Source organism: Pseudomonas sp. Irchel 3A7 (genome assembly GCF_900187565.1).
Lineage (GTDB): Bacteria > Pseudomonadota > Gammaproteobacteria > Pseudomonadales > Pseudomonadaceae > Aquipseudomonas.
The window spans coordinates 252105-269850 of sequence record NZ_FYED01000005.1 but is presented as its reverse complement, the minus strand read 5'-3'; the positions used below and the strand labels follow the sequence as shown (position 1 = coordinate 269850).

The 17746-nt window shown below is 61.0% G+C and carries 16 protein-coding genes; 9 read left to right on the top strand and 7 right to left on the bottom strand.

The window, feature by feature from the left end; all coding sequences use genetic code 11:
• Window positions 1–138 precede the first annotated feature (138 nt).
• The 4 genes from CKW21_RS10705 (at window position 139) to CKW21_RS10690 (ending at window position 4720) form a co-directional block, all read left to right on the top strand.
• The gene (locus CKW21_RS10705) at window positions 139–1401 is read left to right on the top strand and encodes an ATP-binding protein (RefSeq protein WP_095193937.1); all 1263 of its coding nucleotides are present in this window, start codon (window positions 139–141) and stop codon (window positions 1399–1401) included.
• Entirely contained in the window at window positions 1394–1954 is a 561-nt protein-coding gene (locus CKW21_RS10700) for a response regulator transcription factor (RefSeq protein ID WP_095193936.1), read from the top strand. The genes CKW21_RS10705 and CKW21_RS10700 overlap by 8 nt, the downstream gene beginning before the upstream one ends.
• 97 nt (window positions 1955–2051) lie before the next feature.
• Window positions 2052–3779, top strand: a complete 1728-nt coding sequence (locus tag CKW21_RS10695; protein ID WP_095193935.1) for an ABC transporter ATP-binding protein/permease — start codon at window positions 2052–2054, stop codon at window positions 3777–3779.
• A gap of 191 nt (window positions 3780–3970) precedes the next feature.
• Complete coding sequence (locus tag CKW21_RS10690; protein WP_177437263.1) at window positions 3971–4720, top strand: FadR/GntR family transcriptional regulator; 750 nt, start codon at window positions 3971–3973, stop codon at window positions 4718–4720.
• A gap of 156 nt (window positions 4721–4876) precedes the next feature.
• Here CKW21_RS10690 and CKW21_RS10685 read toward each other — a convergent pair whose 3' ends face one another.
• Window positions 4877–5266 carry a hypothetical protein gene (locus CKW21_RS10685; RefSeq protein WP_095193934.1) on the bottom strand — a complete coding sequence of 130 codons (390 nt, stop codon included), beginning with the start codon at window positions 5264–5266 and terminating at the stop codon, window positions 4877–4879.
• A gap of 487 nt (window positions 5267–5753) precedes the next feature.
• Here CKW21_RS10685 and kdgD point away from each other — a divergent pair, with 487 nt between their 5' ends.
• The 5 genes from kdgD (at window position 5754) to CKW21_RS10660 (ending at window position 12282) form a co-directional block, all read left to right on the top strand.
• The gene (gene kdgD, locus CKW21_RS10680; RefSeq protein ID WP_007976489.1) at window positions 5754–6665 is read left to right on the top strand and encodes a 5-dehydro-4-deoxyglucarate dehydratase; all 912 of its coding nucleotides are present in this window, start codon (window positions 5754–5756) and stop codon (window positions 6663–6665) included.
• A 74-nt stretch (window positions 6666–6739) separates the two neighbouring features.
• Complete coding sequence (locus CKW21_RS10675) at window positions 6740–8179, top strand: aldehyde dehydrogenase family protein (protein WP_095193933.1); 1440 nt, start codon at window positions 6740–6742, stop codon at window positions 8177–8179.
• Window positions 8180–8252: 73 nt separating this feature from the next.
• Complete coding sequence (locus CKW21_RS10670; protein WP_095193932.1) at window positions 8253–9617, top strand: MFS transporter; 1365 nt, start codon at window positions 8253–8255, stop codon at window positions 9615–9617.
• Between the two features lie 11 nt (window positions 9618–9628).
• Window positions 9629–11182 (top strand): galactarate dehydratase, encoded by a 1554-nt coding sequence (gene garD / locus CKW21_RS10665; RefSeq protein ID WP_095193931.1) that lies wholly within the window; start codon window positions 9629–9631, stop codon window positions 11180–11182.
• A gap of 158 nt (window positions 11183–11340) precedes the next feature.
• Window positions 11341–12282, top strand: a complete 942-nt coding sequence (locus CKW21_RS10660) for an AEC family transporter (RefSeq protein WP_095193930.1) — start codon at window positions 11341–11343, stop codon at window positions 12280–12282.
• 109 nt (window positions 12283–12391) lie between these two features.
• Here the strand turns inward: CKW21_RS10660 and CKW21_RS10655 are convergent, their stop codons facing one another.
• The 6 genes from CKW21_RS10655 to gatC all read right to left on the bottom strand — a co-directional run bounded on the left by CKW21_RS10655 (window position 12392) and on the right by gatC (window position 17610).
• Window positions 12392–12769 carry a carboxymuconolactone decarboxylase family protein gene (locus CKW21_RS10655; RefSeq protein ID WP_095193929.1) on the bottom strand — a complete coding sequence of 126 codons (378 nt, stop codon included), beginning with the start codon at window positions 12767–12769 and terminating at the stop codon, window positions 12392–12394.
• Window positions 12766–13827: a calcium/sodium antiporter gene (locus tag CKW21_RS10650; RefSeq protein WP_095193928.1), complete on the bottom strand. Its 1062-nt coding sequence runs from the start codon at window positions 13825–13827 to the stop codon at window positions 12766–12768. Before CKW21_RS10650 ends, CKW21_RS10655 begins: the two co-directional genes overlap by 4 nt.
• A gap of 50 nt (window positions 13828–13877) precedes the next feature.
• The gene (locus CKW21_RS10645) at window positions 13878–14249 is read right to left on the bottom strand and encodes a septal ring lytic transglycosylase RlpA family protein (protein WP_095193927.1); all 372 of its coding nucleotides are present in this window, start codon (window positions 14247–14249) and stop codon (window positions 13878–13880) included.
• 149 nt (window positions 14250–14398) lie between these two features.
• A complete protein-coding gene (gene gatB, locus CKW21_RS10640) occupies window positions 14399–15844 on the bottom strand; it encodes an Asp-tRNA(Asn)/Glu-tRNA(Gln) amidotransferase subunit GatB (RefSeq protein WP_095193926.1) in 1446 nt (481 codons plus the stop codon).
• A 10-nt stretch (window positions 15845–15854) separates the two neighbouring features.
• On the bottom strand, window positions 15855–17306 hold the full coding sequence (gene gatA / locus CKW21_RS10635; protein WP_095193925.1) for an Asp-tRNA(Asn)/Glu-tRNA(Gln) amidotransferase subunit GatA: 1452 nt from the start codon (window positions 17304–17306) through the stop codon (window positions 15855–15857).
• 16 nt (window positions 17307–17322) lie between these two features.
• The gene (gatC, locus tag CKW21_RS10630; protein ID WP_007976465.1) at window positions 17323–17610 is read right to left on the bottom strand and encodes an Asp-tRNA(Asn)/Glu-tRNA(Gln) amidotransferase subunit GatC; all 288 of its coding nucleotides are present in this window, start codon (window positions 17608–17610) and stop codon (window positions 17323–17325) included.
• Window positions 17611–17746: the final 136 nt, after the last annotated feature.

Sequence of the window (17746 nt, the reverse complement as noted above, 5' to 3'; positions counted from 1 at the left end):
GGGAGCAAGCTCCCTCGCCACAAAAGCATTCCATCGATCATTGGCGAGGCTGTGGCCGTTTGCCGCACGTTTGCCTGCCAGCCCCCACGCTTGGTTATACTCCCTGCGATCCGCCTGGAGCGCTCATCAGGAGAGCTCATGCTCGCCCCCGTTCAAATCACTTCCGCCACTCGCCAGAACCTCTGGCGGCTGACCTTCATCCGCACCTTGGTGCTGGCCGCCCAGGCGGGTTCCGTGGGCCTGGCCTACTGGCTCGAACTGCTGCCGCTGCCCTGGTTCCAACTGGCCGCGACCCTCGGTTGCTCGATGCTGCTGTGCGCGTTCACGGCGATTCGCCTGCGCACTTCGTGGCCGGTCACCGAGCTTGAATATGCCGTGCAATTGGCTTGCGATCTGTTTATCCACAGCGCCTTGCTGTATTTCTCCGGCGGCTCGACCAATCCCTTCGTCTCCTACTACCTGGTGCCGTTGACCATCGCCGCGGTGACGTTGCCGTGGCGTTATTCGGTGATCCTGTCGGGCATCGCGCTGACGATGTATACCCTGCTGCTGGCGCGGTTCTATCCGTTGCAAACGTTCCCGATCGCCCGGGAAAACTTGCAGGTGTATGGAATGTGGCTGAGTTTCGCCCTCGCCGCTGCGGTGATCACCTTCTTCGCCGCACGCATGGCCGAAGAGCTGCGCCGTCAGGAGGAGTTGCGGGCGATCCGCCGCGAAGAGGGGCTGCGCGATCAACAATTGCTGGCCGTGGCCACCCAGGCAGCGGGCGCCGCCCATGAGCTGGGTACACCGCTGGCAACGATGAGCGTACTGCTCAAGGAAATGCGCCAGGATCACCACGATCCCCTGTTGCAGGACGACCTGAGCGTACTGCAGGATCAGGTCAAACTGTGCAAGGAAACGTTGCAGCAGCTTGTTCGGGCGGCGGAGGCCAATCGCCGTTTGGCAGTGGAGATGCAGGACGTCACCGATTGGCTCGATGAAGCGCTGAACCGCTGGCACCTGATGCGCCCGGAAGCCAGTTATCGTTTCCAGCGCCTTGGCCAGGGCACGGTGCCGCGCATGGCGCCGCCGCCGGACCTGACCCAGGCGCTGCTGAATTTGCTGAATAACGCGGCGGATGCTTGTCCCGAAGGACTGCAAGTGACCCTGGACTGGAATGCCGAGGACTTGACCATCAGTATCCGCGACCATGGTGCCGGTGTACCGCTGGCCATCGCCGAACAGATCGGCAAGCCGTTTTTTACCACCAAGGGCAAAGGTTTCGGCCTGGGCCTGTTTTTGAGCAAGGCCAGCGTGACACGCGCCGGTGGCTCAGTGAAACTCTATAGTCATGAGGAAGGCGGCACGCTCACCGAGCTGCGCCTGCCCCTTGGCGCCCGAGGAGACCAACATGAGTGACGAAATCCAGGTTGAAGGCGAAGAGCTGCCGCATTTGCTGCTGGTCGACGACGACGCGACCTTTACCCGGGTGATGGCCCGTGCCATGGCCCGCCGCGGCTTTCGCGTCAGCACCGCCGGTTCCGCTGAAGAAGGGCTGACCATCGCCCAGAACGATCTGCCGGACTACGCCGCGCTGGACCTGAAAATGGACGGCGATTCGGGCCTGGTGCTACTGCCCAAGCTGCTGGAAATGGACCCGGAAATGCGCGTGGTGATCCTGACCGGCTATTCGAGCATCGCCACCGCCGTTGAAGCGATCAAGCGCGGCGCCTGCAACTACCTGTGCAAACCGGCCGACGCCGACGACGTACTGGCTGCGCTGCTGTCCGAACACGCCGACCTTGACAGCCTGGTGCCGGAAAACCCGATGTCCGTGGACCGCCTGCAGTGGGAACACATTCAGCGCGTGTTGACCGAACACGAAGGCAACATTTCCGCCACCGCCCGCGCCCTGGGCATGCACCGCCGCACACTGCAGCGCAAACTGCAGAAGCGTCCCGTTCGCCGCTGAACCTGCGCTGAACGAATGCGGGCCACTCCTCGCGATAAACCGGACCGATCATCTATGATCGGTTCGTGCCTGTACTTTTCTTTATCGAGCCTTTTCCATGAATCAGAACGCTGAATATTCCGCGGTCAACGATGCCGTGCGCGGGCAGTTTTTTCGCAAAGTCTGGGCGATCATCACGCCTTACTGGCGCAGTGAGGAGAAGGTCAAGGCCTGGACGCTGCTGATCGCGGTGATTGCGCTGTCGCTGATCAGCGTCGGTATCTCGGTGTGGTTCAACACCTGGTACAAGGATTTCTACAACGCCCTGCAACAGAAGGACGAAGCGGCGTTCTGGCGGCTGATTCTGTATTTCTGCGTGATTGCGGCGGTGGCGATCGTCGGCGCGGTGTACCGGCTCTATCTGACCCAGATGCTGACGATCCGCTGGCGGGCATGGCTCACGGAAAAACATTTCGCCCGCTGGCTCGCGGACAAGAACTACTACCAGCTGGAGCAGGGCGGGTACACCGACAACCCGGACCAGCGGATCTCCGAAGACCTCAACAATTTCACCTCGGACACCTTGAGTCTGGGCATTGGTCTGCTGCGCAATATCGTCAGTCTCGTGTCCTTCTCGATCATCCTCTGGGGAGTCTCAGGCAGTATCGAGCTGTTCGGTATAACCATTCCCGGCTACATGTTCTGGGGCGTGCTGCTTTATGCGGTAGTGGGCAGTTGGTTGACGCACTTGATCGGTCGCCGTTTGATCGGTTTGAACAATCGGCAACAACGCTTCGAAGCGGACCTGCGATTCTCCATGGTGCGGATTCGCGAGAATGCCGAAAGCATTGCGTTATACAACGGCGAGCCAAACGAGAACCGCCGTTTGAACAATCGTTTCTCCATGGTCTGGCACAATTTCTGGGACATCATGAAGGTGTCCAAGCGTCTGACCTTCTTCACTTCCGGTTACGAGCAGGCCGCCGTGATCTTCCCCTTTATGTTGGCAGCGCCGCGTTACCTCGCCGGCAAGATCGAACTTGGCGAGCTGATGCAAATCGGCTCGGCATTCGGCAACGTTCAGGACAGTTTCAGCTGGTTCATCACCGCGTACCAGAACCTCGCCTCATGGCGCGCCACCTGTGATCGTCTGCTGAGTTTCCGCCAGGCCATGACCGACAACGAGGAGCGTGCTCCGGCGATCGATGTGCAGAATCAGGGTGATGCGTTGAAGGTGCACAACCTTGGTCTCGATCTGGCTGACGGTCGCCATTTGCTGACGAGCGCGGACATGACCGTGAGGGAGGGCGAGCGCGTGATGCTCAGCGGCCGTTCCGGCAGCGGCAAGTCGACACTGCTGCGGGCGATGGGGCATCTGTGGCCGACGGGTCACGGCAGCATTCGCCTGCCCGCCGCGCGTTACCTGTTCCTGCCGCAGAAGCCCTATTTGCCGATCGGCTCCCTGCGTGAGGCGCTGAGTTATCCACAGCCCGGTGATACCTACACGAACGAGCGCTATGCGCACGTCCTGGAAACCTGCCGTTTGCCGCATCTGGTGGCGCGTCTCGATGAAGCCAATCACTGGCAGCGCATGCTCTCGCCCGGTGAGCAGCAACGCCTGGCCTTTGCCCGCGCCCTGCTGTATGCGCCGCAGTGGTTGTACATGGACGAAGCGACCTCGGCGATGGATGAGGAAGACGAAGCATCGCTGTATCAGGCGCTGATCGATGAGTTGCCGGGGCTGAGCATCGTCAGCGTCGGCCATCGCAGCAGCCTCAAACGCTTCCATCCGCGGCACGTTCGTATCGAGAATGGGCATTTGGTGGACCAGGCCGTGACTGCCTAAACCCCACCGCCCCACTGTAGGAGCGAGCTTGCTCGCGATGGAGGCTAACGATAAGGCGTATATGCTGAATCAACGCGGCGCGTTTAAGTCCATCGCGAGCAAGCTCGCTCCTACAGGAGGGTGGGGTGATCGTACAACCGCGTTGAGCTATGATGCGGTTTCAGCCGAATTTTTCGAGACAGATGTTCACCATGGAAAACCCGAACGACGCACCACGCCTCCCTCGCAAGCGCCGCAGCCTCGCTCAGGAACTGGTGACGGTGCTGTCCGAGCAGATCCGCGACGGTCACCTCAAGCGGGGCGACAAGTTGCCCACCGAGTCGGCGATCATGGATGCCCATGGCGTCAGCCGCACGGTGGTGCGCGAAGCGATTTCCCGTTTGCAGGCGGCGGGGCAGGTGGAAACCCGTCACGGCATCGGCACCTTCGTGCTCGACACGCCGAGCCCGAGCGGTTTCCGCATCGACCCGGCCACCGTGGTCACTTTGCGTGACGTGCTGGCCATCCTGGAACTGCGCATCAGCCTGGAAGTGGAGTCCGCCGGTCTGGCCGCGCAGCGTCGCAGCCCCGAGCAGTTGGCGTTGATGCGTGCCGCGCTGGATGCGTTGAATGAAAGTGTCTCCCACGCCAGCGATGCCGTGGCCTCGGACTTCCAGTTCCATCTGCAGATTGCGCTGGCCACCGGCAACCGCTATTTCACTGACATCATGACCCACCTGGGTACCAGCATCATCCCGCGCACCCGCCTCAACTCCGCGCGACTGGCCCATGACGATCAGCAGCACTACATGAATCGCCTGAGCCGCGAGCACGAAGAAATCTACGATGCCATCGTCCGCCAGGACTCCGACGCCGCCCGCGCGGCGATGCGCCTGCACCTGACCAACAGCCGTGAGCGGTTGCGTCATGCCCATGAAGAGGCTGAGGCGCAGCGGGGCTGAGGCTAGGCGGTGACCTGTTGAGTCGTGGAGCTCGTGCCATTGGGGTCAAGATTAGGTGCGGGTGGTAAAGGCATGACTGAATCTCCCTATAAGGCGTCGTAACCAGACTGTGATGCGGAGCTGGATGGCCGGCCCCGTGCACGATAACGTGGTGGCTCACTTGATCGTCAGTAAAACAGGGTCCGAGTCATAGGCCAGGCCAGACTCTCCCATTCCCTGGTAGCGCAACTCTACTGTTCGGCCAGCAAACTTTTGCAGTTGTGCTTTGGAAATCTCGACCGTCAGGTTCTTGTCTTGTCTAAATTCGCCCTCATCCGGTTCTGCTGGCGGCGGTGGCTGTACATAGCTGCCTGCGCGGGCCTCGTCACCGGTCAATTCGGGATTTTCCGGATCACCCAGGATTGCGTACACCCTTCCTTCCGGAGGGAGCGTTGCGTTATCTGAGAGGGTGAGCAACAGCGGCCCACTGAAGGTGGAGATATCTAATTTCGCTTGCGCAGGAGAGCCGGTGGTTGGGACATTCAAGATCGGCGCTGGATTGGCCATGACAAAAGCTCCTTCTATAAGGCCGTGATGAGTAAGGCAGAAGCCGGCCCGACAAGCGGCACTTCCCTCTAAAAGACGTTGGCTGGAGTGATCCATTGCCTGTCAGGCACTCTTCGCGAGCAGGCTCGCTCCCACAGTTGGTCGTGGTGGTTCGCACTGTTGTGTTCGCCGATGATCCATTGTGGGAGCGAGCCTGCTCGCGAAAGGGCCGCAAGCCACGCCACAAATTTTCAGTCATTCCCGGGTTACCAGACTCAATCTTCCGACAACGTATCTCCAGCAAGCTTGTGGGTAAAACCACTTGATACAAATTTCTTGCACCGAGAGCCTATGAAACAAGGCTCTTAACCCGCCTTGTCCAACAATTTGCCCCTTCGACGATGAAATGCAGTTGACGGTTGTATTTTAAGTTGTACGATGACCTACAACTTCAGCGCAGAGCTGAACGGTCTTCTCACACAACGTCGCAACTCAGGGTGTTCGAATAATGAATCCACAAGAACTGAAGTCCATCCTTTCTTCCGGTCTGCTGTCTTTCCCGGTCACCGATTTCAATGCCCAGGGCGATTTCAACCGCGCTGGCTACATCAAGCGTCTGGAATGGCTGGCCCCCTACGGCGCCTCGGCTCTTTTCGCCGCGGGCGGCACCGGTGAGTTCTTCTCCCTGGCGGCCAGTGAATACTCGGAAATCATCAAGACTGCCGTCGACACTTGCGCTACCAGCGTGCCGATTCTGGCCGGTGTCGGTGGTTCGACCCGTCAGGCCATCGAGTACGCTCAGGAAGCCGAGCGCCTGGGCGCCAAAGGTCTGTTGCTGCTGCCGCACTACCTGACCGAAGCCAGCCAGGATGGCGTGGCCGCCCATGTTGAAGCTGTGTGCAAATCGGTCAACATCGGCGTCGTGGTTTACAACCGTAACGTCTGCCGCCTGACCGCACCGTTGCTGGAACGTCTGGCCGAGCGCTGCCCGAACCTGATCGGCTACAAGGATGGCCTGGGCGATATCGAGTTGATGGTGTCGATCCGTCGCCGCCTCGGTGATCGCTTCAGCTACCTGGGTGGTTTGCCGACCGCTGAAGTCTACGCCGCGGCTTACAAGGCGCTGGGCGTGCCGGTCTACTCCTCGGCGGTGTTCAACTTCATCCCGAAAACCGCGATGGACTTCTACCACGCCATTGCCCGCGAAGATCACGCCACCGTCGGCAAGATCATCGACGACTTCTTCCTGCCGTACCTGGACATCCGTAACCGCAAGGCCGGTTACGCCGTGAGCATCGTCAAGGCCGGGGCAAAAATTGCCGGCTATGACGCAGGTCCTGTGCGTGCACCGCTGACCGACCTGACCGGCGAAGAGTATGAAATGCTCGCCGCGCTGATCGACAAGCAAGGTGCGCAGTAACACAACCGATTAAACGAGGCCGCTGAGTATTCAGCGGCCTTTTGCGTGAAGCTTTTCGTATCGAGGGCCGTCCAGTGACAAAGCGCTACGACAACTACATCAACGGTGAATGGGTCGCCGGTGCCGATTATTCGGCCAACATCAACCCGTCCGAATTGAGCGACAACATCGGCGACTACGCCAAGGCTGACCTGGCCCAGGTCAACGCCGCCATCGACGCCGCCCGTGCTGCGTTCCCGGCGTGGTCCACGTCCGGTATTCAGGCGCGTCACGATTCCCTGGATAAAGTCGGCACCGAAATCCTTGCTCGTCGCGAAGAGCTCGGCACCCTGCTGGCCCGGGAAGAGGGCAAGACCCTGCCTGAAGCCATCGGCGAAGTGACCCGCGCCGGCAACATCTTCAAGTTCTTCGCCGGTGAATGCCTGCGCCTGTCCGGCGACTATGTGCCTTCGGTGCGTCCGGGCGTCAACGTTGAAGTCACTCGCGAAGCCCTGGGCGTGGTCGGCTTGATCACGCCGTGGAACTTCCCGATCGCCATCCCGTCGTGGAAAATCGCCCCGGCCCTGGCCTACGGCAACTGCGTGGTGCTCAAACCTGCGGACCTGGTGCCAGGTTGCGCCTGGGCGCTGGCGGAAATCATCTCCCGCGCAGGCTTCCCGGCCGGTGTGTTCAACCTGGTGATGGGCAGCGGTCGCGTAGTGGGCGAAGCGCTGGTCAACAGCCCGAAAGTCGACGGCATCAGCTTCACCGGCTCGGTGGGTGTCGGTCGTCAGATCGCTGTCAGCTGCGTATCGCGTCAGGCAAAAGTCCAGCTGGAAATGGGCGGCAAGAACCCGCAGATCATTCTTGACGACGCCGACCTCAAACAAGCGGTCGAGCTGTCCGTGCAGAGTGCGTTCTACTCCACCGGCCAGCGTTGCACGGCCTCCAGCCGCCTGATCGTCACCGCCGGGATTCACGACAAGTTCGTCGAAGCCATGGCCGAGCGCATGAAGTCGATCAAGGTCGGCCACGCGTTGAAGGCAGGCACCGACATCGGTCCGGTGGTTTCCCAGGCGCAGCTTGAACAGGACATGAAGTACATCGACATCGGCCAGTCCGAAGGCGCGCGCCTGGTCAGTGGCGGTGGTCTGGTGACTTGCGACACCGAAGGTTACTTCCTCGCGCCGACCCTGTTTGCCGACAGTGAAGCGTCGATGCGTATCAGCCGCGAAGAGATCTTCGGTCCGGTGGCCAACATCGTCCGCGTGGCCGATTACGACGCTGCGCTGGCCATGGCCAACGACACGGAGTTCGGTCTGTCGGCGGGCATCGCCACGACGTCGCTGAAGTACGCCAACCACTTCAAGCGCCACTCCCAGGCCGGGATGGTGATGGTCAACCTGCCGACCGCCGGCGTGGATTACCACGTTCCGTTCGGTGGGCGTAAAGGTTCATCCTATGGATCACGTGAGCAAGGCCGCTATGCGCAAGAGTTCTACACGGTCGTGAAGACCAGCTACATCGGCTCCTGATCCACCGCAACACCCTGTAGGAGCGAACAAAGATTCACCCGCGCATAAAAATAATTTGTGGGAGTACATCTGCATGCAATCGACCCAGAAGCCGACTCACGTCCGCTATTTGATCCTGCTCATGCTGTTTCTGGTGACCACGATCAACTACGCCGACCGGGCTACCATCGCAATCGCCGGCTCCAGCCTGCAAAAAGACCTCGGCATTGACGCGGTCACCCTCGGCTATATCTTCTCTGCATTCGGTTGGGCCTACGTGGCCGGGCAAATTCCCGGCGGCTGGTTGCTGGACCGTTTCGGTTCGAAGAAAATCTATGCACTGAGCATTTTCACCTGGTCGCTGTTCACCGTGCTGCAAGGCTTTGTCGGTGAGTTCGGCATGTCCACGGCAGTGGTGGCGCTGTTCATGCTGCGCTTCCTGGTGGGCCTGGCCGAAGCGCCGTCCTTCCCCGGCAACGCCCGCATTGTCGCAGCCTGGTTTCCTACCGCTGAACGCGGCACCGCCTCGGCGATCTTCAACTCGGCGCAATACTTCGCCACTGTGTTGTTCGCACCGCTGATGGGCTGGATCGTCTATGCCTTCGGCTGGAAGCACGTGTTCATCGTCATGGGTATCCTCGGCATCGTCTTCTCGCTGATCTGGCTGAAGGTGATCTACGGTCCGCGCGAACACCCGTTGATCAATGACGCCGAGTTCAAGCACATCGCCGATAACGGCGGCATGGTCGACATGGACCAGGCCAAGGGCAAAAAATCCGACGGTCCGAAGTGGGACTACATCCGCCAGTTGCTGACCAACCGCATGATGCTGGGCGTGTATCTGGGCCAGTACTGCATCAACGGCATCACTTACTTCTTCCTGACCTGGTTCCCGGTGTACCTGGTGCAAGAGCGTGGCATGACCATCCTCAAGGCCGGTTTCATTGCCTCGTTGCCGGCGATCTGCGGCTTTATCGGTGGGGTGCTCGGCGGGGTGATTTCCGATTACCTGCTGCGCAAGGGCCATTCCCTGACCTTCGCCCGCAAGGCGCCGATCATTGCCGGCCTGCTGGTTTCGAGCAGCATCGTGGCTTGCAACTATGTGGACGTCGAATGGATGGTCGTTGGCTTCATGGCCCTGGCGTTCTTCGGCAAAGGCGTGGGCGCACTGGGTTGGGCTGTGGTCTCCGACACCTCGCCAAAACAGATCGCCGGTCTGAGCGGTGGCCTGTTCAACACCTTCGGCAACCTGGCGTCGATCACCACGCCGATCGTCATCGGCTACATCATCAGCTCCACCGGCTCGTTCAAATGGGCACTGGTGTTCGTTGGTTGCAACGCACTGGTCGCGGTGTTCAGCTATCTGGTCATCGTAGGTCCGATCAAGCGCGTGGTGCTCAAGGAGCCACCGGTCAGCGGCCCTGAAACCCACAACAAATTGTCTCAAGCGCATTCCTGAGGAGCGGCGTCATGCAGTTGATTGAACATTCCGACTCGCCGCGCTACATCCGCCTGCACGAGCGGGACAACGTAGTGATCGTGGTCAACGACCAGGGCGTACCGGCCGGTACCGCGTTCGCTGATGGGCTGGTCACCGTGGACTTCGTGCCGCAGAGTCACAAGGTCACCCTGGAAGACATTCCCGAGGGTGGGCAGGTGATTCGTTACGGCCAGACCATTGGCTATGCGTTGCAGCCGATTCCACGCGGCAGCTGGGTCAAGGAAGATCAACTGCGCATGCCGACCGCGCCACCGTTGGACAGCCTGCCGCTGTCCACCGAGGTGCCGGCCGCGCAAGCACCGCTGGAAGGCTTCACTTTCGAAGGTTATCGCAACGCCGACGGCACCGTCGGCACGCGCAACATTCTTGGTATTACCACCACGGTGCAATGCGTGACCGGCGTGCTGGATCACGCGGTCAAGCGCATCAAGGACGAGCTGTTGCCCAAGTACCCGCACGTCGACGACGTGGTGGCGTTGACCCACAGTTACGGCTGTGGCGTGGCGATCACCGCCACCGACGCGTACATCCCGATTCGCACCGTGCGCAATCTGGCGCGCAACCCGAACCTGGGTGGCGAGGCGTTGGTGATCAGCCTGGGCTGCGAAAAATTGCAGGCCGGGCAGGTGATGCACGAGGACGACAGCTCGGTGGATCTGAGCGAGCCATGGTTGTATCGCTTGCAGGATTCCAGTCACGGTTTTACCGAGATGATCGAGCAGATCATGGAGCTGGCTGAAGTGCGTCTGAAGAAGCTCGATCAACGCCGTCGGGAAACCGTGCCGGCGTCCGAGCTGATCCTGGGCATGCAGTGCGGTGGCAGCGATGCGTTTTCCGGAATCACCGCCAACCCGGCCTTGGGCTATGCCTCTGACTTGTTGCTGCGCGCCGGTGCGACGGTGATGTTCTCCGAAGTGACCGAAGTGCGCGACGCGATCTACCTGCTGACCTCCCGCGCGCAAACCAAAGAAGTGGCGCAGGAGCTGGTGCGGGAAATGGACTGGTACGACCGTTACCTGGCCAAGGGCGAAGCGGACCGCAGTGCCAACACCACGCCAGGCAACAAGAAGGGCGGTTTGTCGAACATTGTCGAGAAGTCTCTGGGCTCGATCGTCAAGTCCGGCAGTAGCGCGATCAGCGGCGTGCTCGGCCCTGGCGAGCGGTTCAAGGAAAAAGGCCTGATCTTCTGCGCGACCCCGGCCAGCGACTTTGTCTGCGGGACGTTGCAGTTGGCGGCAGGGATGAACCTGCACGTGTTCACCACCGGTCGCGGCACGCCTTACGGGCTGGCCATGGCGCCGGTGGTGAAAGTGTCGACCCGGACCGAACTGGCGCAACGCTGGCCGGACCTGATCGATATCGACGCCGGGCGCATCGCTACCGGGCGCGCTTCAATCGAAGACCTCGGCTGGGAGTTGTTCCACTACTACCTGGACGTGGCCAGCGGCAAGAAGCAGACCTGGGCGGAGCGACACAAGCTGCACAATGACATCACCTTGTTCAATCCGGCGCCGATCACCTGATACCGCGTCGCCTGCATCGCTGGCAAGCCAGCTCCCACAGGTTCAGCGCAATCCTTGTGGGAGCTGGCTTGCCAGCGATAGCGATCGACCAGACGCCGATGTCTTCGGTGGCTTATCATTAGCCCCCTAACGACGCTCACCTCAAGGTCTTCTCCGGCATGCTGGCAATTTTCCTCGAAACCCTGAACATCACCGCACCGGTGTTCGCCATGCTGTTTCTGGGGGTGTTGCTCAAGCGCATCGACTGGATCAACGATAACTTCATCCACACTGCATCGGCCCTGGTGTTCAACGTCACCATGCCGGCGTTGCTGTTTCTGGGCATCTTGCATGCCGACTTGCACGCCGCGCTGCAACCGGCGCTGCTGATCTATTTCTCCCTCGCGACCCTGGCGTGTTTTGCCATTGCCTGGGGCTGGGCGATTCTTAAATGTCCGCGTGAAGACCGCGGGATCTACACCCAGGGCGCCTTTCGCGGCAACAACGGGGTGATCGGACTGGCGCTGGCGGCAAGCATGTACGGTGACTACGGAATTTCCCTCGGGGCGATTCTCGCGGCGCTGGTGATCCTGTTCTACAACACGCTGTCGACCATTGTGCTGGCGGTGTACAGCCCGGTGATCAAGTCCGATCCGTGGAGCATCTGCAAAAGCGTGGTCAGCAACCCGCTGATCATCAGCGTGATCGCGGCGGCGCCCTTTGCCTACTTCAAGATCAGCCTGCCGGGGTGGCTGGAAACCTCAGGCCAATACTTGGCGCAAACCACCTTGCCGCTGGCGCTGATCTGCATCGGCGGCACGCTGTCGCTCGCGGCGATGCGTAAAAGCGGTTCAATGGCGCTCAGTTCAAGCCTGGTGAAAATGCTCGGCCTGCCCATACTGGCGACGCTGGGCGCGTGGCTCTGGGGGTTTCGTGGGGCGGAGTTGGGAATTCTGTTTCTGTATTTCGGCAGCCCGACCGCGGCCGCCAGTTTCGTCATGGCCCGGGCGGCGGACGGTAATCATGAGCTGGCGGCGGCGATCATCGTCATCACCACGCTGATGGCGGCGGTCACCACCAACATCGGGATCTTTTTGTTGCAGTGGGGTGGGTGGATTTAGCCTTGGGACTTGCGGTGGTTTTCAGATCCATTCGCGAGCAGGCTCGCTCCCACAGGGGAATGCGTTCCAACTGTGGGAGCGAGCCTGCTCGCGAAAACTATGGACCTGCTTACTGCTTCTGGTAGCTATCGATCACTTCCTGCGCCGCCCGAAACGCATCGATCGCCGCCGGTACGCCGGCATACACCGCGCAATGCAGCAGCGCTTCACGGATCTCATCCACCGTGCAACCGTTGTTCAACGCACCACGCACATGACCTTTCAACTCTTGCGGGCACTTCAGTGCGGTCAGCGCGGCGAGGGTGATCAGGCTGCGGGTTTTCAATGGCAAGCCTTCACGGTTCCACACGCCGCCCCAGGCGTGTTCGTTGACGAAGTCCTGCAGCGGCTGGGTGAATTCCGTGGCGCTGCCCAGCGCGCGGTCGACGAAGGCGTCGCCCATCACTTGGCGACGTACTTCAACGCCGGTTTTTTTATTTTCGGTCATGGCAACTCCCTCTTGTGATGTTGGCGGCGCCAGGCGCGCAGCGACGTGAACAGCAAGAACGCCACCAGCGCCGGCAGGACGAAAAACAGCATCAGGTGTTCAAGCTTGCCCGCCAGCGGCATGCCGGTGGTGAACGACACCACGTGCAGCCCGTAAGCCAGGTACAAGCCCAAAAACAGCAGGCCCTCGACGCGGGTCACGCGGTAGCCGGAATAGAACATCGGCAGGCACAGCACGGCGACGCCGAGCATCACCGGCAGGTCGAAATCCAGCGCGTTGGGCGACACCGACAGTGGCGCAGGCGCAATCATTGCGGTCAGGCCCAGCACGCCCAGGAGGTTGAACAGGTTGCTGCCGATCACGTTGCCCACGGCGATCTCCCGTTCACCGCGCAACGCGGCGATCAACGAGGTGGCGAGTTCCGGCAGCGACGTGCTGACGGCGACGATGGTCAGGCCGATGATCCGCTCCGACAGCCCGAGGTCGGTGGCCACCGATACCGCCGCGCCCAGCAGCAAATGTCCGGCGTACACCAGCATCGCCAGGCCGCTGACGATCATCAGCAGGCTGCTGACCCACGGCGCCTGGGTGCCTTCGGAACTGATCGAATGCGGGCGCGCCGAGTGCCGCGACTGGCGCAGCAGCAAACCCAGGTACAGCACCAGTGCCGCCAGCAGCATCACACCGTCGGCGCGGGTCAGTTCTTCGTTCCAAGCCAGCAGGAACACCAGCAGGCTGGCGCCGATCATCAGCGGAATATCCAGGCGCACCAGTTGCCGTGATACCCGCAACGGGATGATCAGCGCCGACAACCCGAGGGTGACGAGGATGTTGAAAATGCTGCTGCCGATCACACTGCCGACGGCGATGTCGGCGTTATGCGCCAGGGTCGCTTGCAGGCTCACGGCCATCTGCGGTGCACTGCTGCCGAGGGCCACAATGGTCAGGCCGATGATCAGCGGTCGCACATACAGGCGCGCGGCCAGGCGCACCGCCCCACGCACCATCAGTTCGGCGCCGGCGATCAATAGCACCAGCCCGCTGAGCAATTCGATCACGCTGATCAGGGGTAAATCGACTAGTCCGAAAATGGTCGGGGCTCCGTGGTTCAGTCGAGGGCTTGCACGCGAACCCGTGCGGTGCCGCTCTTGAGCATGCCCAGGCGTTCGGCGGCTTCATGGGACAGGTCGATCAGGCGCCCGCGGGTATGTGGCCCGCGATCGTTGATGCGCACGATGCAGGATCTGTCGTTTTTCAGATTGGTGACTTTCACCCGCGTACCGAAGGGTAGCTGGCGGTGGGCGGCGGTCATTGAATTCTTGTCGAAACGCTCGCCGCTGGCGGTGCGTTTGCCCTGGTGTTTGGCACCGTAGTACGAGGCCACACCGGTTTTGTCGTAGCCGTGTGGATCGACGGTGTCGGTGCTGGCGCAACCGGCGAGCAGAGAGAGCAGGGCGCAAAGTCCAAATAGACGCTTCATAGAAGTGTTCCCGAAACAAAAGTGGGAGCGAGCCTGCTCGCGAATGCCAATCTGACAGTCAACTTTGCATTGAGTGCCAAACCCCATTCGCGAGCAGGCTCGCTCCCACAGTAAAACGGAGCCAGGTTTGAATGCTGGCTCCATTCCGGTCAGCCTTCGAGCTTGCTTTTGAGCAGTTCGTTGACCTGTTGCGGGTTGGCCTTGCCTTTGGAGGCTTTCATGGCCTGGCCGACGAAGAAGCCGAACATCTTGCCGCGTTTGGCTTCGTCTGCCGCGCGGTACTGTTCAACCTGTTCGGCGTTGGCCGCGAGCATTTCGTCCAGCACCGCCGAGATTGCGCCGGTGTCGGTCACTTGCTTGAGGCCGCGCTTGTCGATGATCTCGTCCGCGCTGCCTTCGCCATTGGCCATGGCTTCGAACACAACCTTGGCGATCTTGCCGGAGATGGTGTTGTCCTTGATGCGCAGCAGCATGCCGCCCAGTTGCTCGGCCGAAACCGGCGACTGTTCGATATCCAGGCCTTGCTTGTTGAGCAGGCTGCCCAGTTCAACCATCACCCAGTTCGCCGCCAGCTTGGCGTCGCCGCCGATGCTCGCGACTTTCTCGAAGTAGTCGGCTTGCTCGCGGCTGGTGGCCAGCACGCTGGCGTCGTAGACTGACAGGCCGAACTCTGCCTGGAAGCGTTCGCGTTTCTGCGGCGGCAACTCCGGCAGGGTGGCGCGCACGTCATCGAGGAACGTGTTTTCGATGACCACCGGCAACAGGTCCGGATCGGGGAAGTAACGGTAGTCGTTGGCTTCCTCCTTGCTGCGCATCGGACGGGTCTCGTCCTTGTTCGGATCGTAGAGGCGAGTCTGCTGGATCACCTTGCCGCCGTCTTCGATCAATTCGATCTGACGCTGGACTTCGCTGTTGATCGCCTTCTCGATGAAGCGGAACGAGTTGACGTTCTTGATCTCGCAGCGGGTGCCGAATTCGGCCTGGCCTTTCGGACGGATCGACACGTTGCAGTCGCAACGCAGCGAGCCTTCGGCCATGTTGCCGTCGCAGATGCCCAGGTAACGCACCAGGGCGTGGATCGCCTTGACGTAGGCCACGGCTTCCTTGGCGCTGCGCATGTCCGGCTCGGAGACGATTTCCAGCAGCGGCGTGCCGGCACGGTTCAGGTCGATGCCACTGGCGCCGCTGAATTCTTCGTGCAGGCTCTTGCCGGCGTCTTCTTCAAGGTGCGCGCGGGTGATGCCGACACGTTTGACCGTGCCGTCTTCCAGGGCGATGTCCAGGTGGCCCTTGCCGACGATCGGCAACTCCATCTGGCTGATCTGGTAGCCCTTGGGCAGGTCCGGATAGAAGTAGTTTTTACGGGCGAACACGTTGTGCTGGCCGATCTTGGCGTCAATCGCCAGACCGAACATCACCGCCATGCGCACCGCTTCCTGGTTCAGCACTGGCAATACGCCAGGCATGCCGAGGTCGATCAGGCTGGCCTGGGTGTTCGGCTCGGAACCGAAGGTAGTGGAACTACCGGAAAAGATTTTCGACCGGGTGGTGAGCTGGGTGTGAATCTCCAGCCCGATCACGACTTCCCATTGCATGTGTGTCTCCTCAGAAGCCGGTTGGGGTGCGGGTATGCCAGTCAGTGTTCAACTGATACTGGTGGGCAACGTTCAACAGGCGGCCTTCCTGGAAATACGGGGCGAGCAGTTGCACGCCGACCGGCAGGCCATCGACGAAACCTGCAGGCATGGACAAGCCCGGCAGTCCCGCGAGGTTGGCGGTGATGGTGTAGACGTCTTCCAGGTACGCAGCGACCGGGTCGCTGTTCTTGGCGCCGAGCTTCCAGGCCGGGTTCGGCGTGGTTGGGCCGAGGATGATGTCGACTTCATTGAAGGCCGCCATGAAGTCGTTCTTGATCAGGCGACGGATCTTCTGTGCCTTCAGGTAGTAGGCGTCGTAGTAGCCGGCTGATAGCGCGTAGGCACCGACCATGATGCGGCGCTGCACTTCAGTCCCGAAACCTTCGCCACGGGAACGCTTGTACAGGTCCTCGAGGTTTTTCGGGTCTGCGCAACGGTAGCCGAAACGCACGCCGTCGAAGCGCGACAGGTTGGAAGAGGCTTCGGCCGGAGCGATCACGTAGTACGCAGGAATGGCGTGCTGCATGTTCGGCAGGCTGATTTCCTTGACCACGGCGCCGAGCTTTTTCAACGCTTCGACGCTGGCCATGACCAGATCGGCAATGCGCGGGTCGAGACCGGCGCTGAAGTACTCCTTCGGGACACCGATACGCAGGCCTTGCAGCGAACCGTTCAGGCTGGCGCTGTAGTCCGGCACGGGTTCATCGATGCTGGTGGAGTCGTTCGGATCGAAGCCGGCCATACCTTGCAACAATATTGCGCAGTCTTCAGCGGTGCGTGCCAGCGGGCCGCCCTGATCGAGGCTGGACGCGTAAGCGATCATGCCCCAGCGCGAGACGCGACCGTACGTCGGTTTCAGGCCGGTAAGGTTGGTCAGCGCCGCCGGCTGACGAATCGAACCGCCGGTATCGGTGCCGGTGGCCGCAGGCAACAGGCGAGCGGCCACCGCGGCCGCCGAACCACCGGACGAACCGCCCGGCACGTGTTCCAGGTTCCACGGGTTTTTCACCGCGCCGTAATAGCTCGACTCGTTGGCCGAGCCCATGGCGAACTCGTCCATGTTGGTCTTGCCCAGGGTCACCGCCCCGGCAGCGGCCAGCTTGGCGACGACGGTGGCGTCGTACGGAGCCTTGAAGTTGTCGAGCATCTTCGAGCCGCAGCTGGTGCGAATGCCCTGGGTGCAGAACAGATCCTTGTGGGCGATCGGCGCGCCGAGCAGGGCGCCGCTCTCACCGTTGGCGCGGCGTGCGTCGGCGGCTTTCGCCTGCTGCAGCGCCAGGTCTTCGGTGAGGCTGATGAAACTGTTGAGCTGCGGATCGAGCTGGGCGATGCGCGCCAGCAGGACTTTGGTCAGCTCTTCGGAGGAAAACTTTTTATCGGCGAGTCCGCGGGCGATCTCGGCCAGAGTCAATTGATGCATTGCAGGCTCTTTCCCTTTAGTCGATGACTTTCGGAACCAGGTACAGGCCGTTTTCGACCGCTGGTGCGATGGACTGGTAGGCCTCGCGGTTATTGGTCTCGGTCACGACGTCTGCACGCAGGCGCTGGCTGGCTTCCAGTGGGTGGGCCAGCGGCTCGATACCGTCGGTATTGACCGCCTGCATTTCGTCGACCAGCCCCAGAATGCTGTTGAGGGCCGAAGTGATGTGTGGAAGATCGGCATCATTGAGGCCAAGGCAGGCCAGATGAGCGATTTTTTCCACGTCGGAGCGTTCAAGCGCCATTGGGATTCTCCAGTGGAAAACAAAACGGACGGCGTCCGTGTGTTAGATTGTCGGAACACTACCGCACTTCTACGGTCATAAGGCCGCGATTGTGGGGCTTGGTGCACAGAAAAGCGGCCAATTTAACATATTGGCG